This window comes from Psychrobacter sp. SWN149 (assembly GCF_015864565.1).
Lineage (GTDB): Bacteria > Pseudomonadota > Gammaproteobacteria > Pseudomonadales > Moraxellaceae > Psychrobacter.
In genome coordinates this window covers 42,544-61,126 of sequence record NZ_JADYWX010000007.1, presented here as the reverse complement: position 1 = coordinate 61,126, position 18,583 = coordinate 42,544, and the positions used below count along the sequence as shown (strand labels likewise).

The 18,583-nt window shown below is 42.8% G+C and carries 32 protein-coding genes; 30 read left to right on the top strand and 2 right to left on the bottom strand.

Annotated features, from left to right (window positions below):
* Positions 1-5: 5 nt before the first annotated feature.
* The 24 genes from rplB to rplQ all read left to right on the top strand — a co-directional run bounded on the left by rplB (position 6) and on the right by rplQ (position 12,141).
* Positions 6-833: a 50S ribosomal protein L2 gene (gene rplB, locus I6E86_RS11880; RefSeq protein ID WP_194365161.1), complete on the top strand. Its 828-nt coding sequence runs from the start codon at positions 6-8 to the stop codon at positions 831-833.
* Positions 834-845: 12 nt separating this feature from the next.
* Positions 846-1,121 (top strand): 30S ribosomal protein S19, encoded by a 276-nt coding sequence (gene rpsS, locus I6E86_RS11875; protein ID WP_194365162.1) that lies wholly within the window; start codon positions 846-848, stop codon positions 1,119-1,121.
* A gap of 10 nt (positions 1,122-1,131) precedes the next feature.
* The gene (rplV, locus tag I6E86_RS11870; RefSeq protein ID WP_010196689.1) at positions 1,132-1,461 is read left to right on the top strand and encodes a 50S ribosomal protein L22; all 330 of its coding nucleotides are present in this window, start codon (positions 1,132-1,134) and stop codon (positions 1,459-1,461) included.
* Between the two features lie 3 nt (positions 1,462-1,464).
* The gene (gene rpsC / locus I6E86_RS11865; protein WP_194365163.1) at positions 1,465-2,193 is read left to right on the top strand and encodes a 30S ribosomal protein S3; all 729 of its coding nucleotides are present in this window, start codon (positions 1,465-1,467) and stop codon (positions 2,191-2,193) included.
* 3 nt (positions 2,194-2,196) lie between these two features.
* Positions 2,197-2,610 carry a 50S ribosomal protein L16 gene (gene rplP / locus I6E86_RS11860; protein WP_010196693.1) on the top strand — a complete coding sequence of 138 codons (414 nt, stop codon included), beginning with the start codon at positions 2,197-2,199 and terminating at the stop codon, positions 2,608-2,610.
* Positions 2,610-2,807: a 50S ribosomal protein L29 gene (gene rpmC / locus I6E86_RS11855; protein ID WP_102094164.1), complete on the top strand. Its 198-nt coding sequence runs from the start codon at positions 2,610-2,612 to the stop codon at positions 2,805-2,807. The genes rplP and rpmC overlap by 1 nt, the downstream gene beginning before the upstream one ends.
* Positions 2,804-3,079 (top strand): 30S ribosomal protein S17, encoded by a 276-nt coding sequence (rpsQ, locus tag I6E86_RS11850; protein ID WP_021813375.1) that lies wholly within the window; start codon positions 2,804-2,806, stop codon positions 3,077-3,079. The genes rpmC and rpsQ overlap by 4 nt, the downstream gene beginning before the upstream one ends.
* Positions 3,080-3,261: 182 nt before the next feature.
* Positions 3,262-3,630: a 50S ribosomal protein L14 gene (gene rplN / locus I6E86_RS11845; RefSeq protein ID WP_010196702.1), complete on the top strand. Its 369-nt coding sequence runs from the start codon at positions 3,262-3,264 to the stop codon at positions 3,628-3,630.
* An 8-nt stretch (positions 3,631-3,638) separates the two neighbouring features.
* The gene (gene rplX / locus I6E86_RS11840) at positions 3,639-3,956 is read left to right on the top strand and encodes a 50S ribosomal protein L24 (protein WP_194365164.1); all 318 of its coding nucleotides are present in this window, start codon (positions 3,639-3,641) and stop codon (positions 3,954-3,956) included.
* Positions 3,957-3,977: 21 nt separating this feature from the next.
* Positions 3,978-4,514 carry a 50S ribosomal protein L5 gene (gene rplE, locus I6E86_RS11835; protein ID WP_011279797.1) on the top strand — a complete coding sequence of 179 codons (537 nt, stop codon included), beginning with the start codon at positions 3,978-3,980 and terminating at the stop codon, positions 4,512-4,514.
* 12 nt (positions 4,515-4,526) lie between these two features.
* A complete protein-coding gene (gene rpsN, locus I6E86_RS11830) occupies positions 4,527-4,832 on the top strand; it encodes a 30S ribosomal protein S14 (protein ID WP_021813378.1) in 306 nt (101 codons plus the stop codon).
* A gap of 11 nt (positions 4,833-4,843) precedes the next feature.
* Complete coding sequence (rpsH, locus tag I6E86_RS11825) at positions 4,844-5,242, top strand: 30S ribosomal protein S8 (protein ID WP_194365165.1); 399 nt, start codon at positions 4,844-4,846, stop codon at positions 5,240-5,242.
* A 175-nt stretch (positions 5,243-5,417) separates the two neighbouring features.
* Positions 5,418-5,951 (top strand): 50S ribosomal protein L6, encoded by a 534-nt coding sequence (gene rplF, locus I6E86_RS11820; RefSeq protein ID WP_194365166.1) that lies wholly within the window; start codon positions 5,418-5,420, stop codon positions 5,949-5,951.
* A gap of 11 nt (positions 5,952-5,962) precedes the next feature.
* Positions 5,963-6,313, top strand: a complete 351-nt coding sequence (gene rplR, locus I6E86_RS11815; protein ID WP_197177624.1) for a 50S ribosomal protein L18 — start codon at positions 5,963-5,965, stop codon at positions 6,311-6,313.
* 2 nt (positions 6,314-6,315) lie between these two features.
* Positions 6,316-6,831 carry a 30S ribosomal protein S5 gene (rpsE, locus tag I6E86_RS11810; protein ID WP_194365168.1) on the top strand — a complete coding sequence of 172 codons (516 nt, stop codon included), beginning with the start codon at positions 6,316-6,318 and terminating at the stop codon, positions 6,829-6,831.
* A gap of 20 nt (positions 6,832-6,851) precedes the next feature.
* The gene (gene rpmD / locus I6E86_RS11805; protein WP_010196714.1) at positions 6,852-7,031 is read left to right on the top strand and encodes a 50S ribosomal protein L30; all 180 of its coding nucleotides are present in this window, start codon (positions 6,852-6,854) and stop codon (positions 7,029-7,031) included.
* Positions 7,031-7,471, top strand: coding sequence for a 50S ribosomal protein L15 (gene rplO / locus I6E86_RS11800; RefSeq protein ID WP_194365169.1), 441 nt, complete (start codon positions 7,031-7,033; stop codon positions 7,469-7,471). Before rpmD ends, rplO begins: the two co-directional genes overlap by 1 nt.
* 19 nt (positions 7,472-7,490) lie before the next feature.
* The gene (gene secY, locus I6E86_RS11795; RefSeq protein WP_197177697.1) at positions 7,491-8,822 is read left to right on the top strand and encodes a preprotein translocase subunit SecY; all 1,332 of its coding nucleotides are present in this window, start codon (positions 7,491-7,493) and stop codon (positions 8,820-8,822) included.
* 31 nt (positions 8,823-8,853) lie between these two features.
* Positions 8,854-8,970 (top strand): 50S ribosomal protein L36, encoded by a 117-nt coding sequence (gene rpmJ, locus I6E86_RS11790; RefSeq protein WP_010196721.1) that lies wholly within the window; start codon positions 8,854-8,856, stop codon positions 8,968-8,970.
* A gap of 247 nt (positions 8,971-9,217) precedes the next feature.
* Positions 9,218-9,574 carry a 30S ribosomal protein S13 gene (gene rpsM, locus I6E86_RS11785; protein WP_149490921.1) on the top strand — a complete coding sequence of 119 codons (357 nt, stop codon included), beginning with the start codon at positions 9,218-9,220 and terminating at the stop codon, positions 9,572-9,574.
* Between the two features lie 20 nt (positions 9,575-9,594).
* Positions 9,595-9,984, top strand: coding sequence for a 30S ribosomal protein S11 (gene rpsK, locus I6E86_RS11780; RefSeq protein ID WP_045454458.1), 390 nt, complete (start codon positions 9,595-9,597; stop codon positions 9,982-9,984).
* Positions 9,985-10,032: 48 nt separating this feature from the next.
* Positions 10,033-10,674, top strand: a complete 642-nt coding sequence (gene rpsD, locus I6E86_RS11775; RefSeq protein WP_010196731.1) for a 30S ribosomal protein S4 — start codon at positions 10,033-10,035, stop codon at positions 10,672-10,674.
* Positions 10,675-10,754: 80 nt separating this feature from the next.
* Positions 10,755-11,762, top strand: coding sequence for a DNA-directed RNA polymerase subunit alpha (locus I6E86_RS11770; protein WP_194365170.1), 1,008 nt, complete (start codon positions 10,755-10,757; stop codon positions 11,760-11,762).
* Positions 11,763-11,781: 19 nt separating this feature from the next.
* Complete coding sequence (rplQ, locus tag I6E86_RS11765; RefSeq protein WP_021813387.1) at positions 11,782-12,141, top strand: 50S ribosomal protein L17; 360 nt, start codon at positions 11,782-11,784, stop codon at positions 12,139-12,141.
* Positions 12,142-12,230: 89 nt separating this feature from the next.
* On the opposite strand, the gene I6E86_RS11760 is transcribed toward rplQ, so the two are convergent.
* Positions 12,231-12,851, bottom strand: a complete 621-nt coding sequence (locus I6E86_RS11760; protein ID WP_197177623.1) for an L-threonylcarbamoyladenylate synthase — start codon at positions 12,849-12,851, stop codon at positions 12,231-12,233.
* A gap of 258 nt (positions 12,852-13,109) precedes the next feature.
* On the bottom strand, positions 13,110-13,844 hold the full coding sequence (locus I6E86_RS11755; RefSeq protein ID WP_197177622.1) for an elongation factor P hydroxylase: 735 nt from the start codon (positions 13,842-13,844) through the stop codon (positions 13,110-13,112).
* Between the two features lie 183 nt (positions 13,845-14,027).
* Here I6E86_RS11755 and I6E86_RS11750 point away from each other — a divergent pair, with 183 nt between their 5' ends.
* The 6 genes from I6E86_RS11750 (at position 14,028) to lysM (ending at position 18,516) form a co-directional block, all read left to right on the top strand.
* Positions 14,028-14,621 carry a YceD family protein gene (locus I6E86_RS11750; protein ID WP_197177621.1) on the top strand — a complete coding sequence of 198 codons (594 nt, stop codon included), beginning with the start codon at positions 14,028-14,030 and terminating at the stop codon, positions 14,619-14,621.
* A gap of 318 nt (positions 14,622-14,939) precedes the next feature.
* Complete coding sequence (rpmF, locus tag I6E86_RS11745; RefSeq protein ID WP_011512869.1) at positions 14,940-15,122, top strand: 50S ribosomal protein L32; 183 nt, start codon at positions 14,940-14,942, stop codon at positions 15,120-15,122.
* A gap of 412 nt (positions 15,123-15,534) precedes the next feature.
* Entirely contained in the window at positions 15,535-16,503 is a 969-nt protein-coding gene (fabD, locus tag I6E86_RS11740; protein ID WP_197177620.1) for an ACP S-malonyltransferase, read from the top strand.
* Complete coding sequence (gene fabG, locus I6E86_RS11735; RefSeq protein WP_194365174.1) at positions 16,500-17,228, top strand: 3-oxoacyl-ACP reductase FabG; 729 nt, start codon at positions 16,500-16,502, stop codon at positions 17,226-17,228. Before fabD ends, fabG begins: the two co-directional genes overlap by 4 nt.
* A gap of 271 nt (positions 17,229-17,499) precedes the next feature.
* On the top strand, positions 17,500-17,736 hold the full coding sequence (gene acpP, locus I6E86_RS11730) for an acyl carrier protein (RefSeq protein WP_194365175.1): 237 nt from the start codon (positions 17,500-17,502) through the stop codon (positions 17,734-17,736).
* A 270-nt stretch (positions 17,737-18,006) separates the two neighbouring features.
* Complete coding sequence (gene lysM / locus I6E86_RS11725) at positions 18,007-18,516, top strand: peptidoglycan-binding protein LysM (protein WP_194365176.1); 510 nt, start codon at positions 18,007-18,009, stop codon at positions 18,514-18,516.
* Positions 18,517-18,583 lie beyond the last annotated feature (67 nt).

Below are 18,583 nucleotides of genomic sequence, written 5' to 3'. Positions count from 1 at the left end.
CACTCATGCCTATCGTAAGAGCAAAGCCAACATCACCAGGCCGTCGTTTTGTTGAAAAAGTAGTGCATCCACACCTTTATAAAGGTCGTCCGTTTGCAGCACTTCTAGAATCAAAAAGTAAGACCGGTGGTCGTAACAATAATGGCCGTATCACTACTCGTCACATTGGCGGTGGTCATAAGCAGCATTATCGTATTATCGATTTCAAACGTACTAAAGACAATATTCCAGCAACGGTAGAGCGTATTGAATACGATCCTAACCGTACTGCACATATTGCATTACTTAAGTACGCTGATGGCGAACGTCGTTACATCATCGCTGCTAAAAAACAAGCAGTTGGCGATACAGTAATGTCAGGCGAAGCATCTCCAATTCGTCCAGGTAACTGTTTACCACTAAAAAATATCCCATTGGGTACTGTGATTCACAATATCGAACTTAAAATCGGTAAAGGTGCACAGATGGCTCGCGCAGCGGGTGCTAGTGTTCAGTTATTAGGTCGTGACGGTATTTATGCTATTCTACGTTTACGTTCTGGCGAAACTCGCCGTGTACACGTGAATTGCCGTGCTGTTATTGGTGAAGTTTCTAACACTGAAAACAACTTGAAATCACTTGGTAAAGCCGGTGCTTCACGTTGGCGTGGTGTTCGTCCTTCAGTTCGTGGTGTCGCTATGAACCCGGTTGATCACCCACATGGTGGTGGTGAAGGTCGTAACAAAGGTCGCCATCCAACTAGCCCTTGGGGTCAGAAGTCTAAAGGACTTAAAACGCGTAGCAATAAGCGCACTGACAACATGATCATCCGCCGCCGCGCCAAGAAGAAATAAAGGAAGAATTTCATGCCTCGTTCATTGAAAAAAGGTCCATTCATAGACGCGCACTTGTTTGCTAAAGTTGAGAATGCATTAGAAACCAACTCACGCAAGCCAATTAAAACTTGGTCGCGCCGCTCGATGATCCTGCCACAAATGGTTGGCCTAACTTTATCTGTTCACAACGGCCGTACTCATGTACCGGTTATCGTGAGCGAACAGATGGTTGGTCATAAACTAGGTGAATTTGCCCCGACTCGTACGTATCGTGGTCACGGCATTGACAAAAAAGCTAAGAGATAAGGTGCTTACCATGGAAGTAACTGCAAAATTACGCGGTGCCGCCATATCGGCACAAAAAGTTAGACTCGTTGCTGATGAAGTTCGTGGCAAATCTATTGAGCGTGCTTTGGATATCCTAACGTATAGCAATAAGAAAGGCGCTGTGTTTGTTAAGAAATGTCTTAACTCAGCCATCGCCAATGCCGAAAACAACAACGGTTTAGATATCGATACGCTTAAAGTATCAACTATCTACGTTGATGAAGGCATTACGCTAAAACGTATCCTACCACGTGCCAAAGGCCGCGCTGATCGTATCAGTAAGCGTACTTGTCACATCACTATAAAGGTAGGAGAATAAGTTATGGGTCAAAAAGTACATCCAATCGGAATTCGTCTTGGTGTTGTAAAAAAGCATAACGCAAACTGGTATGCTAGCCCTAAACAATACTCAGAATACCTAATCAATGACATTCGTGTTCGTGAATATCTACGCAAAAAGCTAGACAACGCTATGATCAGCAACATCATGATCGAGCGTCCTACTGGCGCTGCTAAGATTACCATCGCCACTGCGCGTCCTGGTATCGTTATCGGTAAAAAAGGCGAAGATATCGAAAGACTTCAAAAAGAGTTGACCAAAATTATGGGCGTACCTGCTCAGGTCAACATTGAAGAAATCACGTCACCTGATCTTGATGCACGTTTGGTAGCAGACGGTATCAGCAGTCAGCTTGAGCGTCGTGTTATGTTCCGTCGTGCGATGAAGCGCGCGGTACAAAACAGCATGCGCTCTGGTGCTAAAGGTATTAAAGTTGAGCTGTCTGGCCGTCTTGGCGGCGCTGAGATTGCTCGTACTGAATGGTACCGTGAAGGTCGTGTGCCACTGCATACACTCCGTGCTGATATTGACTATGCGTCAATTCGTGCAGAGACAACTTACGGCACTATCGGTGTTAAAGTTTGGATTTTCCGCGGAGAGATTCTTGACGGTATGAACAGCGTTTATAATCCGGTCAAAGAAGAGCAGGCTCGTGCGCCAAAACGCCGTGGTCGCGGAAACGGAAACCGTCGAAACTCAGACAGAGGTTAAACTATGTTACAGCCAAAACGTACCAAGTTTCGTAAAATGCACAAAGGTCGTAACACTGGGCTAGCTCATCGTGGAAGCACCGTTGCATTCGGACAAATTGGTCTAAAATCATTGACGCGCGGTCGTATGACAGCCCGTCAAATCGAAGCAGCACGTCGTACCATCACTCGTAAAATTAAGCGTGGCGGTAAGATTTGGATTCGTGTATTCCCAGACAAGCCTATTACCAACAAGCCTCTAGAAGTACGTATGGGTAAAGGTAAAGGTCCTGTAGAGTATTGGGTATGCGAAATCAAACCTGGTAAAGTGCTATATGAAATTGAAGGGGTACCAGAAGAGCTTGCACGTGAAGCTTTCACGCTTGCTGCAGCAAAACTGCCCTTTAAAACTACCATTGTTAAGCGGACGATAATGTAATGAAGATCAGTGAATTACGTGATAAATCATTAGAAGAACTGACCCAGTTACTTGATGAAAAGCAACTTGATGCTTTCCGTATTCGTATGGCTAAAGCAACTGGTCAGTTGGGTAATACCCATGAAGTACGTGACAATCGTCGCACGATTGCTCAGCTTCAGACTTTGATTAACGAGAAACAACGAGGCGACTCATGAGCGATAACAATCAAACAGCTACCAATGCTAGCGTATTGACAGGTCGAGTTGTTAGCGACAAGATGGACAAGTCCATCACAGTTTTGATTGAGCGTCTGGTTCGTCATCCTTTGTATGGCAAGCAGCTTCGTCGTTCTACAAAAATCAAAGCACATGATGAGAATAATGTTTGCCAACAAGGCGATCTTGTCCGTATCAAAGAAACGCGTCCAATCTCAAAAACCAAGTCTTGGACTTTGGTTGATGTGGTTGAAAAAGTAGAAAAAATCTAAGTAAATTGCATTAAAAGCCAGAAGCTGTTAAAATAGCCGCCTTTTTAAGGATGCTGATTGCGCCGAGCGTATATCACTCACATTAAGAGTAAGTCGCGGTTATTTATATTAAAATGCCGTCTACTCATACTGTGCTAGCGGCAGCAACTGGTTTTTATTGCTCATACGTGTGGAGTAACGCTATGATTCAGGTTGAGTCAATGCTGGAAGTTGCAGACAATAGCGGTGCAAGAAGAGTTCAGTGCATTAAAGTACTGGGTGGTTCTCATCGTCGTTATGCATCAGTTGGCGACATTATTAAAGTAACGGTTAAAGAAGCCATTCCGCGTGGTCGTGTTAAAAAAGGCGACGTGATGAATGCAGTAGTTGTACGTACCAAAAAAGGCGTTCGTCGCCCTGATGGTTCTGTGTTACGTTTTGATGACAATGCTGCGGTATTGTTGAACCAAAACAAAGCGCCGATTGCAACTCGTATTTTTGGACCGGTAACTCGTGAACTACGTGGTGATCAGTTTATGAAAATTGTATCACTAGCACCAGAAGTATTGTGAGGTAATCCATGTCAAAATTACGTAAAGGCGATACAGTTATCGTGATTGCTGGGAAAGACAAAGGCAAGCAAGGTACTGTACAAGCTGTAAAAAATGATCGTATCAAAGTTGAAGGCGTTAACATTGTCACTAAACATCAGAAGCCAAATCAGGCAACTGGCGTTGAAGGCGGCATTCTTAAGCAAGAAGCTTTCCTACATATTTCAAATGTCGCAATATTAAATGCGCAAACCCAAAAAGCTGATCGTATTACTTATCAGTTCGGCGAAGACGGCAACAAACAACGCGTCTATCGTTCGAACGGTGAAGTAGTGGCGACTGCGTAAGACACTAAGGGTGTAATGGTAATGGCAAGATTAAAATCTTTATATAACGAAGAACTAAAGCAGCAAATCAAAGAAGAGCTTGGTTTGGCAAATGTGATGCAAGTGCCTAAAATCACTAAAATCACACTTAACATGGGTGTTGGCGGCGCGTCTCAAGACAAGAAATTGCTTGAAGGTGCTGTAGCTGATATGACAGCGATTGCTGGTCAAAAACCTGTTGTCACCAAAGCGCGTAAATCAGTTGCTGGCTTTAAGATTCGTGAAGAATGGCCAATTGGCTGTAAAGTAACGCTACGCGGTGAGCAAATGTACGAATTTTTAGATCGTCTCGTTGCCATTGCAATTCCTCGTATTCGTGATTTCCGCGGTTTTTCACCTAAAGCCTTTGACGGACGTGGTAACTACTCATTGGGTATCAAAGAACAGATCGTGTTCCCAGAAGTAGATTTTGACAAGATTGATCGTATCCGCGGTATGGATGTGACAATCACCACGTCAGCTCAATCTGATGAAGAAGGTCGTGCGTTGCTTAAAGCATTCGGCTTCCCATTTAAATAAGGTAAAGACGTTATGGCAAAGAAGAGCATGATTAACCGCGAATTAAAGCGCGAAAAAATGGTTGCTAAGTACGCTGATAAGCGTATCAAGCTAAAAGAAACTATCAGTGATATGACTGCAAGTGACGAAACTCGTATGGAAGCAATGTTAGAGCTACAAGCTCTTCCACGCAATTCATCACCAGTACGTCTGCGCAATCGTTGTGCTATCACCGGTCGTCCTCACGGTTACTTCCGCAAGTTTGGCTTATCACGCAATATGCTGCGTGAGCGTGTCATGCAAGGCGATGTGCCTGGTGTTCGTAAAGCAAGCTGGTAAGGGGTAACTATATGAGTATGCAAGATACCGTTGGGGATATGCTAACCCGTATTCGTAACGCACAAATGGCTAACAAAGTATCGGTAGCAATGCCGAGCTCTAAATTACGCAAATCAATCGCTGATTTGCTAGTTAGCGAAGGTTATGTGGCCACTGCTGTTGTTGCTGAAGAAGAAAACAACAAAGCAACCCTAACTATTGAATTAAAATACTTCGAAGGCCGTGCTGTCATCGAAACGATTCAACGTTTTAGCCGTCCTGGTTTGCGCCAGTTCCGCGGTAAAGACGCTATCCCTACTGTTAAGCAAGGTATGGGTGTTGCTATCGTATCAACTAGCCAAGGCATCATGAGTGATCGTGCTGCACGCGCTGCTGGTATCGGTGGTGAAATCGTCGCATTTGTAGCGTAAGCTACACGACGATAAAGTCTACTTGACGTGGTTAGGCTTCTATTGATGTGTTAATGATAAGTTATTTAACATTGGTAGGTGTCTAACGCGGTCAACTATGCTAAACTAACACGCTTTTTAGCCTGTTAGTTTTTTCGCTAATATAAAGAAGTTAAATTTTTTAAGGAATATTCCTATGTCTCGTGTGGCTAAAGCCCCAGTGACGCTGCCAAATGGCGTAAGCGTTACTTTGAACGATCGGCAGGTCGAAGTTAAAGGCAAGAATGGCACTTTGTCTTTACGCCTGCATGCATTGGTCGAGCTGAAACAGGAAGATGATGCTATCATTTTCTCACCTACAGTCGATTCAAAAGAAGCTATGATGCACACTGGCACCATGCGCGCTCTTGTTAACAACTATGTTAAAGGCGTGAACGAAGGCTTTGAAAGACGTCTTCAGTTAATTGGTGTTGGTTATCGCGCACAAATTACTGGTAACAAAGTAACTTTGAACGTCGGTTACTCTCATCCAGTAGAATATACGTTGCCTGAAGGTGTGTCAGCTGAAACCCCAACGCAAACTGAAATTGTTTTGAAATCAAACAATAAACAGCAGCTTGGTCAAGCAGCGGCTAATATCCGTGGTTTCCGCCCACCTGAGCCTTATAAAGGTAAAGGTATTCGTTATAGTGACGAGCATGTGATTCGCAAAGAAGCCAAGAAAAAATAAGGTGAGTTGAAATGTTTGATAAAAAAGCAGCTCGTCTGCGTCGAGCTAAGAAAACCCGCGCGCATATCCGTTTCTTAGGCGTACATCGTCTAACGGTTACCCGCACGTCGAAACATATTTATGCCCAGATTATCTCTCCGAACGGTGGTGAAGTGATTGCTCAGGCATCTACCTTAGACGGCAGCTTGCGTTCAGGCGCGACTGGCAATGCTGATTCAGCAACGTCTGTGGGCCAAATGATCGCAGAACGCGCAAAAGCAGCTGGTATTACTAAAGTTGCCTTTGACCGTAGTGGTTTTAAATATCATGGTCGAGTTAAAGCTTTGGCAGAAGCTGCTCGCGAACACGGATTGGAGTTTTAATCATGGCTAGAAATGATAAAAATGATAAAAATGAACAGACTGACGGTCTAGTAGAACGCTTAGTTACCGTTGATCGCGTTGCAAAAGTTGTTAAAGGTGGTCGTATTTTCTCTTTCACTGCATTAACTGTAGTGGGTGATGGCAACGGTCGTGTTGGTTTTGGTCGCGGTAAAGCACGTGAAGTGCCAGCTGCTATCCAAAAAGCACTAGAAGCTGCTAAACGTAATATGATTACTGTTGAGCTAAATGATGCAACTTTGTATCATCCAATCAAAGCACGTCATGGTGCTAGTAAAGTCTATATGCAACCTGCATCTGAAGGTACTGGCGTAATCGCCGGTGGCGCAATGCGTGCTGTATTAGAAGTTGCTGGTGTTAAGAATGTTTTGACTAAATGTTATGGTTCTACCAATACTGCTAACGTTGTTCGCGCAACGTTTAACGGTTTACGTGATATGTCAACTCCAGAGAAGATGGCAGCTAAACGTGGTAAATCTGTAGACGAAATCTTGGGTTAACTTAGACTAGGTGAGTTACGATGAAAAAAATGAAAGTCACTCAATTTAAATCGGGTGCCCATCGCCTAAAGAGCCACAAAGCGAGCTTGAAAGGATTGGGTTTACGCCGTATTAATCATACTGTTGAAGTAGAAGATACTCCTTCAACTCGTGGTATGGTAAATCGCGTTAACTACATGGTAAAAGTGGAGGAAGCGTAATGGGTCTTAGATTAAATGAATTATCACCAGGTGTTGGCGCAAAGAAAACTGCACAACGTCGTGGTCGTGGTATCGGTTCTGGTCTTGGTAAGACTGGTGGTCGTGGTGTAAAAGGTCAGAAATCTCGTTCAGGTTCGAGCGTACGCTCAGGATTTGAAGGTGGTCAGATGCCTTTATATCGTCGTCTTCCAAAATTCGGTTTTACCAGTAAAATGGCTATGAAGACTGCTGAAGTACGTCTTTCTGAACTGAATAAAATTGAAGGTGATGTGGTTAGCGTTGAAACACTTAAAGCTGCTAACCTTATCCGTCATGATATGAAGCGTGCCCGTGTTATGCTATCAGGCGAAGTTACTAAAGCTTATACCTTTAAAGGTATCAAAGTAACTAAAGGCGCTAAGCTAGCAATCGAAGCTGCTGGTGGTAGCATCGAGGAGTAATAACGTGTCAAAGCAATCAATGTCATCGTCTGGTATTCCGCTTAACCCATTTGCCTTCATACGCAAGTATGATGAATTATGGACGCGTTTATTATTCTTAATCGGCGCATTGATTGTTTATCGTTTAGGATCACATATTCCAGTGCCGGGTATCAATCCGGTTAACTTGGCTGATCTGTTTTCGCGCAACGAAAACACCATTTTGAGCATGTTTAACATGTTCTCAGGTGGTGCGCTAGAACGTATGTCTATCATGGCACTTGGTATCATGCCATATATTTCAGCATCAATTATTGTACAGATGATGTCTGCAGTATTGCCATCGCTTGAAGCTCTCAAAAAAGAGGGTGAAGCGGGACGACGTAAGCTAAACAAGTATACCCGTCAGGGAACGCTTGCTTTAGCCCTAGTACAGTCATTAGGAATGTGTGCCGGCTTAATCAGCCAAAACCTTACTTTATCTACTGGTCTTACCTTTTATATTCCAGCTGTTACTTCTTTAGTAGCAGGCGCAATGTTCTTAATGTGGCTTGGTGAGCAGATTACAGAGCGCGGCGTAGGTAATGGTATTTCAATGCTCATTTTTGCGAGTATTGTGGCTGGTACGCCAGGTATGATTTCGCAGTCTATTGAACAGGTCAATCAAGGTCAGATGAACTTGATTGTTCTATTTATTTTTGTACTGCTAGGTATCGCGGTTACTGCGGGTATCGTTTATATTGAACGTGCTCAACGCCGTGTTCCTGTGAACTATGCTCAAAAGCAGCAACAAGGCCGCAAAATTTACGCTCAGCAGCAATCACATTTGCCGTTGAAGCTAAATATGGCAGGGGTTATCCCAGCTATTTTTGCCAGTTCTTTGTTATTGTTTCCTGCAAGTTTAGGGCAGTGGGTTGGTCAATCGACTGATCCTACCTTTGTACAGAAAATACTTCAAAATATGGCATTGGTGTTGTCTCCAGGACAGCCGCTATATTTGGTACTGTTCGGCGCAATGATTATCTTTTTCTGTTATTTTTATACGGCATTGGTATTTAGTCCGCGTGAAGTAGCAGAGAACCTTAAACGTAGTGGTGCGTATATCCCAGGTATCCGCCCAGGACAACAAACTCAGCGTTACCTCGATCATGTATTAAACCGACTGACCTTTATTGGCGCGATGTATATGACGGTTATTTGTTTAATGCCAATGGTCGTCCAGTCATCGTTTGGTGTGCCGTTTCAACTCGGTGGTACGTCTTTACTGATTATGGTGGTTGTGGTAATGGACTTCATCTCGCAGATTCAAGCGCATTTGATGACCCATCAATATCATGATCAGACGTTAATTCAATCGCCCACTCAACCTTAAATGAGCGGTACGATATTTCAAGGAGCATGCTATGAAAGTTCAAGCATCAGTTAAAAAGATTTGTGGTAGCTGTAAAGTTGTGCGCCGTAAAGGCCGTGTACATATTATTTGTACAGCAGAACCTCGCCACAAGCAACGTCAAGGTTAATATTTAGTATTAGAAAACATCTAGTTTTCACTGCTAATTAAATTAATACTTGAAAAATAACGGCGGATGCGATATCATCCGCCACTTGCCGTGTTTATACAAAATCTTTTATAATAGAATCGATGAGCAGACTTATAGTCAAAACATCGATAATTACTATAAAAGCTCTAGTATTAACAGCAACAAATCTGAAAAATAATGCCTTATCGATAGATAAAGCCCATTTTTCTTTAATGGAGAGAAATCAATGGCTCGTATTGCCGGCGTAAACATTCCGGATAATAAGCATGCTGTTATTTCACTAACTTACATCTTTGGTGTAGGTCGTACCACTGCTCAGAAAATCTTAGAAGCAGTTGGCATTGCCCCTACTACTAAAGTCAGTCAGTTAGATGATACACAGTTAGATGCTATCCGTGCACAAGTTGCAGAATACATGACTGAAGGTGATCTTCGTCGTGAAGTGTCAATGAATATTAAGCGTTTAGTTGATCTTGGTTGCTACCGTGGTATCCGCCATCGTCGTAACTTGCCAGTTAGAGGCCAGAACACTAAGAACAACGCTCGTACTCGTAAGGGTCCGACACGCCCTCTCAAAAGATAATTAACTTAGGAAGCTAAAAGATGGCAAAAGACACTCGCAGTCGCAAAAAGGTGACTCGTCGTTCAGTATCGGAGGGCATTGCCCATATCCATGCGTCTTTTAATAACACCATTGTTACGATTACCGATCGTCAAGGTAATGCATTGGCTTGGGCCACTTCAGGTGGACAAGGCTTCCGTGGTTCACGTAAATCTACACCATTTGCAGCTCAGGTTGCAGCTGAAGTCGCTGGTAAAGCGGCCCAAGAATATGGTGTTAAGAATATCGATGTTTTGGTCAAAGGACCAGGACCGGGTCGTGAGTCTGCGGTAAGAGCACTAGGTGCATTGGGTTATAAAGTTAACAGCATCTCTGATGTAACCCCAATCCCACACAATGGTTGCCGTGCGCCGAAAAAGCGCCGCGTCTAATATTAAAGACGAAGCTTTTTATATCAAAAGCTTATAGGAGACATAACAATGGCCCGCTATATTGGACCAAAATTAAAATTATCACGTCGTGAAGGCACGGACTTAGGTCTTAAGTCTGGCGTTAAACCATACGACGTTAAAACTAAGAAAGCTGGTCGTCCACCTGGTCAACATGGCGTAAGCCGTAACAAGACCTCAGAATATGCTCTACAGCTGCGTGAAAAGCAGAAAGTTAAGCGTATCTATGGTGTACTAGAGCGTCAGTTTGCAAACTACTATAAAGAAGCTGCTCGTAAGCGCGGTGCTACTGGTGAGAACCTACTGGCCATGCTTGAGAGTCGTCTAGACAACGTTGTTTATCGCATGGGCTTTGGCTCAACTCGCGCAGAAGCACGTCAGCTAGTCAGTCATCGCACTGTTATGGTAAAAAAAGCTGGCCGTGATGAGTTTGTTCGTGTGAACATTCCATCAATTCAGCTTCAAGATGGTGATGTCATCGCTATCCAAGAGAAGTCTCGCGAACAGCTACGTATTAAAAACGCTATTGAACTAGCGACACAACGTGGCATTCCAGAATGGCTTGATGTTGATCACAGCAAACTACAGGGTACTTTTAAACAAGCACCTGATCGTATTGATCTACCTGCTGAAATCAACGAAAGCTTGATCGTTGAGCTATACTCTAAGTAATGACGTACTGCTCAATGTCATGTAAGTGGCATTGAGCAATCAACGTTAATTAAACCAGTTTAATAAATCGAGGTGACATCATGATGCTAAATGCAACTGAGTTTCTAACGCCGAATGCCATTAACGTGGATACGGTTAATGAAACGATTGCGAAAGTCACGCTCGAACCGTTAGAACGCGGCTTTGGGCATACTTTAGGTAATGCCCTGCGTCGTATCTTGTTATCTTCATTACCTGGTGCTGCAGTCATTGAAGCTGAGATTGATGGTGTTGACCATGAATACTCTACGCTTGAAGGGCTACAAGAAGACGTGCTTGACTTGCTTTTGAATCTAAAAGGCTTGGCAATTACCCTTCATGACCAAAATGAAGTATTTTTGACCTTGGACAAACAAGGTCCAGGCACTATTACTGCTGCAGATATCTCGTTACCACACAATGTCGACATCATCAATCCAGAATTGGTATTGGGTACATTGAGTGACCGTGGTCATCTTAAGATGCGTTTGCGCGTAGTAATGGGTCGTGGATATGAGCCAGCAAATCAGCGCCGTGAAGATGGTGATACTAAAGCGATTGGACGCCTAAAACTTGACGCAAGTTTTAGTCCAGTACTTCGTGTTGCTTATCAGGTTGAGAACGCTCGTGTAGAGCAGCGTACTGATCTTGATCGTCTTATCATTGAGCTTGAAACTAATGGCACTATAGATCCAGAAGAAGCAATTCGTAAAGCAGCCACTATTTTACAACAACAGATTTCTATCTTTGTTGACCTAGAAGCTGAAGAAGCGCCTGAGCCTGTGAAAGAAAAAGAAGAGGTTGATCCGGTGCTATTACGCCCTGTGGACGATCTTGAACTAACGGTTCGCTCAGCCAACTGCTTGAAAGCTGAAAACATTTACTATATCGGTGATTTGGTACAGCGTTCAGAGACTGAACTTCTAAAAACCCCAAATCTTGGTAAGAAATCATTGACGGAAATCAAGGACGTGTTAGCGTCTAAAGATTTAGAGCTCGGTATGCGCCTAGATAACTGGCCACCAGCTGACCTTCGTGTTGATGATCGCTTTTCTTATCGTAGCCGTTAAACTTTAAGGATTTTTGACTATGCGCCATCGTAAGAGTGGAGTCAAGCTGGGTCGTACCGGCAGTCATCGTAAGGCAATGTTTCAGAACATGACTAACTCATTATTTGAGCATGAACTGATCAAAACAACTTTACCAAAAGCTAAAGAACTACGTCGCGTTGCCGAGCCATTGATCACTATGGCTAAAGAAGACAGCGTTGCTAATCGTCGTTTAGCATTCAGCCGTATGCGTAGCAAAGCTATGGTAGGCAAATTATTTGGCACGTTAGGTCCTCGTTACCAAACACGTCCAGGTGGTTATTTGCGTATCGTAAAATGTGGTTACCGTGATGGTGACAATGCGCCAATGGCTTATGTAGAATTGGTTGATCGCGACTAATTTTGCACTAAAGACATATTTTACAAAAAAAGCTCCAATTCAATTGGAGCTTTTTTTTATGTCTTAAATTTGGTGAATTATATCGTTTGTTAGAGCAATAGGGCATCGACGTTGGCAGCACCTTGTCTGATAACCTCAGGCTTGCCACTGGTCATATCTACGATAGTAGTAAGCTTGGTGGTTTTTATACCTGCATTGATAAGGCCATCTATTTGATTCCCTAGCAATTCTTCGATCTCAAAGGGATCATCGAGGATATCGTCACGGTTAGGCAGTATCAATGAACTGGTCAAAATAGGCTCATCCATCGCTTCTAGCAACGCTTGGGCAATCGGATTGCTAGGGACACGGATACCAATGGTTTTTTTCTTAGCATGTGCCAATTTCTTCGGCACGTCCTTTGTCGCCGTCAAAATAAAGGTGATTGGCGCGGGTGTATGAGCTTTAAGCTGCTTAAATTGGACATTATCCACTGCGGCATAATTGGCAATCTCGCTTAAGTCGCGACAGAGTAAGGTGAATTGATGTTTGTCATCGAGTTCGCGAATTTGTTTGAGCTTTGCTAAGGCGTCTTTTGCACCAAGGCGACAGCCAAAGGCATAGCTAGTATCGGTAGGGTAAATGATCAATTGGTCTTTGCGCAATAACTCAGCAGCCTGCTCAATGAGACGTGGCTGTGGGTTTTCTGGATGAACATAGAATACTTGCATAACAGTTCCTTATTTTATAATTATTGATTTTTAAATTGATACAAATGCTTCATTACTTAAAGAAAAAGCGTTTATTAGATAGCCATATCAGCCAATACATATAATATTAACCAATATGACCTGTCTAATGACACGGTTCCAGTCATCAGTATAGCTCAAAGCATCACTATGTTTAGTGGCAAGGGGTTACCAAGCGTAGAAAATCGTTAACGAACAAAGCGCTACCATCATGAATAGAGCTATTATGGCTATCAGTTACTAATTAGTCGCACAGATACTGAGTAAAGCATGTAATAAAGTCTTGGCATCGCGTGGTAGAGCATGTGGCTCAGCTATATAGCGTTTTACTTGCTGATAGATATCATCAGTAAAAGTACTGCTACTGGTATCAAAATCTGCAAACAAGTTGTCTTGTGAGACTTGAAACTGCCGCCCGCAAGCCAAAGTAAACAAACATTCTAATGCCTGAGGCTTAATCTCTACGCGTTCAAATGCTTGCTGCTGGGCAGCTGTTCGACCATCAGGTGCATACCAATAGCCAAAGTCAGGTAATCGTCTACGAGCGTCACCAGCTACGCACCAGTGGCTTAGCTCGTGCAATGCACTTGCAAAAAATCCATGGGCAAACTCAATTCTCGCAGGATGACTATCTTGTGCGGGAAAATACTCTGGTTCACCATCACTGCGAACCAATACGACATGTTGATCGATAAATAAATCATTGAATAAGTCTATTAGCCAATCAGTCGCAGCTTGTTCACTATCCATGACTAAACTTGCTTCTATTTGATGAGCTTCATCAGCATGGTTCGCATGAATTTGTCGCCATTGACGCTGCCATGTATCTGAGTATCGATTTTTTTTGGCATATAAAGCATCGACCAAAGATGTTTCTACGGTACTGTTCAGCTGTTCTATCCTTTGTAGCAATACGTGAGCTTTGGAGAAGGGCAGTAAGTCATAAAAATCGACTGAGTTATTAGACACATTCATAGATAAAAAACAGACTCGATAAATGCTAAAGATAGAAAATCTCTAGAAAAAATGGGAAGATGAAAAGAGCATAAGTAAATGCACCATCAAAAAATATTAACATACTAGCGCTAGCACAATAGGGCGCTTTCCGTTAGTATGGCAGGCAATATTATACACCGTTTTTGATCAATGAGGCCGCGTATGTCAAGCACCCAAGATAACAAGCCGTCAGCGCTTCATGCCAGTAAAACACCAGTGCCTGCGTCAAACAGCATGCCTGATAACATCTCTTTGAATAAGTGGGAAGATACGGGCTTTGAATGGGTAGGTAAAGCCGCGCCCAGCTCTTTTGAGCGGCTGGCGACTATTTTAGCTAGCGAACATGAGCAATCGAATATTGTACTAAATACCAACTTATATCGCCGTAACAATGTACTGCATCTGGCTTTTACACTGACTGGTGAAGTTTGGTTGACGTGTCAACGCTGCCTACAACCGATTGCTGTTGATTTGAGTGATGAGTATGATATTGCGCTTCTTGATGATGAAAGCCAGATGCGCCTAGTTAATGAAGAGCAGGATTATTTATTGTTAGACGAGATTGTTACTGAGCAATCACCAGAGCGACTATTGCCATTTAAAAAACTGGTAGAAGACGAGATATTGCTGAAGACACCGATGGCACCCAAGCATGATGATTGTGAGATGTCGGTTGAGCAGTTTGGTGAGATACCAGAAGAAGAAGAAACTGAAAATCCTTTTTCGGCTCTAGCGTCTCTCAAAGGCAAATTATAAGCGTCAAAATGGTTTATGAAATGCATTTATTTAGCCTTTTATCTGCTTTGTGCCGAAGAGTGCTAGGCAGGGCTTTATTAATCCAATAAACATGCGTATAATGTCCGGTTTATTGCATTCTAGCAACTTGTTGCTTGCTGATAGAAACTGACTAAGCAGATTTTTTATAAATCTTAGACATAGTCAGTGGTTTATGTGAGTGGCAATCTATTTAACTAATGATGCTTAAGACTTAGGTTGTTGTGATTATATAGCCTCTGTCAGTATCGACTAAAGCTGAATTTTAAGCTTATCCCTTTTAAGTATAGGAGCTATATCATGGCTGTTCAAAAAAGTCGTAAAAGTCGTTCTCGTCGTGACATGCGCCGTTCACATCACCGCATGGAAATCGCTGAGATAAGCGTTGATGCTACTACTGGTGAAAAACATCGTCGTCATCACATGACTAAAGATGGTTTTTATCGTGGTCGTCAGTTGTTTAAAGTTAGTCAAGACGCCTAAGATATTGTTTATGTAATGGCTTTAGCAAACCAATGATAGTACTAGTGACTGTTGTTCGTTTGCTGAGCTGATACTGAGCAATACACTTTGAGCTAAAAAAAGCCAAGTTATTTCGCTATCATATATTATGTAGCCGGATGACTTGGCTTTTTGTTATTTGCTTGACGGCTAATTGTAAGGTGGATTTGTCTTTTTAGTTTTTGATAGAGCAAAAATTGTGCTGATATAATCTGCTAATGCTATTAAAATAGCGTCCTTTGATTTTGATACGCTATGATAATAGTGTGCGTCAGTGTATAGTTTATCGACACGCTGTTCGTTTGACTGAGATAGCGGCGTTGTCTCACATCCAATAATATAATATACCCCATCATTTTTAGGGATATCTTCAATCAGATAAGGAATATTGGTTATGGCTTCTGTACCCGATACGGTAAAAAAGCAACCTGCTCGTATTGCGGTTGTTTTTCCTGGACAAGGCTCTCAAGCTGTCGCTATGACAAGTGAGCTTGCCGAGATTTATCCAGAGATACGCGATACTTTTACCGAAGCGAGTGAAGCGCTTGGCGAGGACTTGTGGGCAATCTGTCAAGATGAAGAAAAACTTGGTCAAACTCATTATACGCAGCCAGCACTGCTCACGGCTAGTATTGCGATTTGGCGCGTCTTACAACAAAAAATGACCGACACGCCTTGCTATCTAGCGGGTCACTCTTTGGGCGAATACAGTGCCTTGTGTGCTGCCAATGTGATATCACTTGGCGATGCGGTAACCTTAGTTCATAAACGCGGTCAGTTGATGCAAGAAGCCGTTGTCGGTATCGATACGGCCATGGCTGCTGTATTAGGACTTGAAGACAATCGAGTCGAGAACTTGTGCGAGCAAGCAACAGAGCATGTCGAAGGAGCGGTTGTTGGTGCAGCCAACTTTAATAGCCCAGGGCAGGTCGTTATCTCAGGCAATGCCGATGGCGTTAATGCTGTTATCGATAAAGTAAAAAATACTGGCAAAAAATCTGTTCCGCTAAAGGTGAGCGTGCCCTCACATTGTGCGCTGATGGAGCCTGCAAGTAATGCACTGGCTGAAATATTGGCTGGGATTAAGTTTGATCAAGCGACTATTCCGGTGATTCAAAACCGCCATGCCCGTGTTGAGACAAGCGCGGTAGGTATCAAGCAAGCCTTGACAGAGCAGCTGAGTGAGCCTGTGTTGTGGTCAAAAACCATGCAAGAATTGGCGGATAAACAAATTAATATATTAATCGAATGTGGCAGTGGCAACGTGCTCAGCAACTTAGCTAAGCGTCAAGCGCAACCAATTACCAGCTATCCTACTGACAAGCCTGCCCGTCTAGAAAAATTATTTGAGGTGTTATCATGAGTCGTACGATTACATTAGTGACAGGCGCAAGCCGCGGCATTGGCAAAGCAGTTGCCAAACGTTTTGCGAAAGAAGGGCATTTTGTTATTGGCACAGCTACCACCGAAAAGGGTGCTGAGCTGATTGATGATTATCTTCATGACACAGGTGGCATTGGTCGTGTTTTAGACGTACGTGATACCGCTCAGATTGACAAGTTGTTTGAAGAGATTGAGAGTGTCTATGGTGCTGTGCAAGTATTGGTCAATAATGCAGGTATCACTCAAGACGGATTACTCATGCGTATGAAAGATGAGGATTGGGAAAACGTCATCGACACCAATTTGACCTCAGTTTATCGCATGAGCAAACGCGCAGTACGCGGAATGATGAAAGCCCGCCGTGGTCGTATCATTAATATAACCTCTGTCGTCGCTCAAATGGGCAATGCAGGTCAGTCTAACTATGCTGCTACCAAAGCTGGGGTAGAAGGCTTTAGCCGTACGCTAGCGCGCGAAATTGGCTCACGTCAAGTGACTATCAACTGTGTGGCACCTGGTTTGATTGAGACGGATATGACAGATGAGCTGGATGAGCGCTTGCTGAATTCTATGCTAGACGCTGTGCCTATCAGCCGTTTAGGCCAACCAGAAGATATCGCCGCAGCTGTACATTTCTTAGCCAGCGATGAAGCCAGTTACATCACTGGTGCAGTGCTTGCTGTCAATGGCGGCATGTATATGTAGTCGATATGCGAGTGTTACACAGTTATAATAAAAAACTGTGTGAACGAGTGTAAACTATAATAAAGGGTGCTATAATAACGGATACTTTTGTGTCAGAGCCCTGTATGATAGCAGGGCTTTATTAGGCATTAGACAGACTGTATAACGTGTCATATGGTAATCAGACAGCAGTATCGGTCTGGCAAATACATTTTATATACTATGCTATAGAGCTGAAATACAGCGCTATAGCAGTTTATTAAAAATAATAGATGATAAAGGAGTAATCTACATGAGTAATGATATCGAGCTAAGAGTAAAAGCAGCTGTGGCTGAGCAATTAGGTATGAATGTTGAAGAGATCAACACTGATGCTTCATTCATGGAAGATCTAGGTGCAGATTCATTGGATTTGGTTGAGCTAGTTATGTCTTTTGAAAGTGACTTTGGCATTACTATTCCTGATGAAGATTCTGCAGAGCTTACAACTGTTCAAAAAGCAATCGATTACGTACAAGCACAGCTATAGTTTGTTTGTAATGTAACGACGCTTACTAGGCCGCTTAACTTATGGTTAAGCGGTTTTTTTATGGCTGGATTTTGGGAACTGTACGTTTCAATTTACCAGATTTATTAACATAAACTACGTCAATTAAACATTACTCAACATACTATTACTAGCTACTTCAACCACCTATGTTTATACTCATTTTGGTAAGCCGTAATAAAGCATGATGTAACTTAGGTACATGCATCAACAAAAAGAACGATTAATAATAATATTTCAAGGAGTAGTTAAATGGGTATGTTCAGTTTTGCAAAAGATATCGGTGATAAGATTTTTAATCGCGATGATGCTAAGCATGACGCGGAAACAGAAACGAAAGCCGATGCCAGCACGCCAGTACAGAGTAGTGAGCCGTCAGCACAATCAGTTGCCAATATCTTATTGCGCCGTATTCAGCAGCAAAATCTCAATATTAGTAATCTAAAAATCAAATATAATGGATCGACAGATACGGCAGAAATTAGTGGTAATGCTAAAACTCAGGCTGATCGCGAAAAAGCCATCATTGCTATCGGTAACGTACAGAACGTCGCAAAAGTTATTGATAATATCGATATTGAAGAAGATGCACCAGAATCAACGATGTATACTGTGAAGTCTGGCGACAGTTTGTCTAAAATTGCTAAAGAAGTTTATGGAGCATCTGGTAACTACATGACAATCTTTGAGGCCAATAAGCCAATGTTGTCTGATCCAGACAAAATCTATCCAGGTCAAGTCTTACGCATTCCTAAGCCATAGTATTTAGACAATATTAAACCAGCATTTGAAATGATGTATTAGCATTTAGATACAATAAGTACAATGC

Excerpts from the sequence above, each read along its gene's own strand:
- rplB (WP_194365161.1), top strand. The coding sequence starts at position 6 with ATGCCTATCGTAAGAGCAAAGCCAACATCACCAGGCCGTCGTTTTGTT.
- rpsS (WP_194365162.1), top strand. The coding sequence starts at position 846 with ATGCCTCGTTCATTGAAAAAAGGTCCATTCATAGACGCGCACTTGTTT.
- rplV (WP_010196689.1), top strand. The coding sequence starts at position 1,132 with ATGGAAGTAACTGCAAAATTACGCGGTGCCGCCATATCGGCACAAAAA.
- rpsC (WP_194365163.1), top strand. The coding sequence starts at position 1,465 with ATGGGTCAAAAAGTACATCCAATCGGAATTCGTCTTGGTGTTGTAAAA.
- rplP (WP_010196693.1), top strand. The coding sequence starts at position 2,197 with ATGTTACAGCCAAAACGTACCAAGTTTCGTAAAATGCACAAAGGTCGT.
- rpmC (WP_102094164.1), top strand. The coding sequence starts at position 2,610 with ATGAAGATCAGTGAATTACGTGATAAATCATTAGAAGAACTGACCCAG.
- rpsQ (WP_021813375.1), top strand. The coding sequence starts at position 2,804 with ATGAGCGATAACAATCAAACAGCTACCAATGCTAGCGTATTGACAGGT.
- rplN (WP_010196702.1), top strand. The coding sequence starts at position 3,262 with ATGATTCAGGTTGAGTCAATGCTGGAAGTTGCAGACAATAGCGGTGCA.
- rplX (WP_194365164.1), top strand. The coding sequence starts at position 3,639 with ATGTCAAAATTACGTAAAGGCGATACAGTTATCGTGATTGCTGGGAAA.
- rplE (WP_011279797.1), top strand. The coding sequence starts at position 3,978 with ATGGCAAGATTAAAATCTTTATATAACGAAGAACTAAAGCAGCAAATC.
- rpsN (WP_021813378.1), top strand. The coding sequence starts at position 4,527 with ATGGCAAAGAAGAGCATGATTAACCGCGAATTAAAGCGCGAAAAAATG.
- rpsH (WP_194365165.1), top strand. The coding sequence starts at position 4,844 with ATGAGTATGCAAGATACCGTTGGGGATATGCTAACCCGTATTCGTAAC.
- rplF (WP_194365166.1), top strand. The coding sequence starts at position 5,418 with ATGTCTCGTGTGGCTAAAGCCCCAGTGACGCTGCCAAATGGCGTAAGC.
- rplR (WP_197177624.1), top strand. The coding sequence starts at position 5,963 with ATGTTTGATAAAAAAGCAGCTCGTCTGCGTCGAGCTAAGAAAACCCGC.
- rpsE (WP_194365168.1), top strand. The coding sequence starts at position 6,316 with ATGGCTAGAAATGATAAAAATGATAAAAATGAACAGACTGACGGTCTA.
- rpmD (WP_010196714.1), top strand. The coding sequence starts at position 6,852 with ATGAAAAAAATGAAAGTCACTCAATTTAAATCGGGTGCCCATCGCCTA.
- rplO (WP_194365169.1), top strand. The coding sequence starts at position 7,031 with ATGGGTCTTAGATTAAATGAATTATCACCAGGTGTTGGCGCAAAGAAA.
- secY (WP_197177697.1), top strand. The coding sequence starts at position 7,491 with ATGTCATCGTCTGGTATTCCGCTTAACCCATTTGCCTTCATACGCAAG.
- rpmJ (WP_010196721.1), top strand. The coding sequence starts at position 8,854 with ATGAAAGTTCAAGCATCAGTTAAAAAGATTTGTGGTAGCTGTAAAGTT.
- rpsM (WP_149490921.1), top strand. The coding sequence starts at position 9,218 with ATGGCTCGTATTGCCGGCGTAAACATTCCGGATAATAAGCATGCTGTT.
- rpsK (WP_045454458.1), top strand. The coding sequence starts at position 9,595 with ATGGCAAAAGACACTCGCAGTCGCAAAAAGGTGACTCGTCGTTCAGTA.
- rpsD (WP_010196731.1), top strand. The coding sequence starts at position 10,033 with ATGGCCCGCTATATTGGACCAAAATTAAAATTATCACGTCGTGAAGGC.
- I6E86_RS11770 (WP_194365170.1), top strand. The coding sequence starts at position 10,755 with ATGATGCTAAATGCAACTGAGTTTCTAACGCCGAATGCCATTAACGTG.
- rplQ (WP_021813387.1), top strand. The coding sequence starts at position 11,782 with ATGCGCCATCGTAAGAGTGGAGTCAAGCTGGGTCGTACCGGCAGTCAT.
- I6E86_RS11760 (WP_197177623.1), bottom strand. The coding sequence starts at position 12,851 with ATGCAAGTATTCTATGTTCATCCAGAAAACCCACAGCCACGTCTCATT.
- I6E86_RS11755 (WP_197177622.1), bottom strand. The coding sequence starts at position 13,844 with ATGAATGTGTCTAATAACTCAGTCGATTTTTATGACTTACTGCCCTTC.
- I6E86_RS11750 (WP_197177621.1), top strand. The coding sequence starts at position 14,028 with ATGTCAAGCACCCAAGATAACAAGCCGTCAGCGCTTCATGCCAGTAAA.
- rpmF (WP_011512869.1), top strand. The coding sequence starts at position 14,940 with ATGGCTGTTCAAAAAAGTCGTAAAAGTCGTTCTCGTCGTGACATGCGC.
- fabD (WP_197177620.1), top strand. The coding sequence starts at position 15,535 with ATGGCTTCTGTACCCGATACGGTAAAAAAGCAACCTGCTCGTATTGCG.
- fabG (WP_194365174.1), top strand. The coding sequence starts at position 16,500 with ATGAGTCGTACGATTACATTAGTGACAGGCGCAAGCCGCGGCATTGGC.
- acpP (WP_194365175.1), top strand. The coding sequence starts at position 17,500 with ATGAGTAATGATATCGAGCTAAGAGTAAAAGCAGCTGTGGCTGAGCAA.
- lysM (WP_194365176.1), top strand. The coding sequence starts at position 18,007 with ATGGGTATGTTCAGTTTTGCAAAAGATATCGGTGATAAGATTTTTAAT.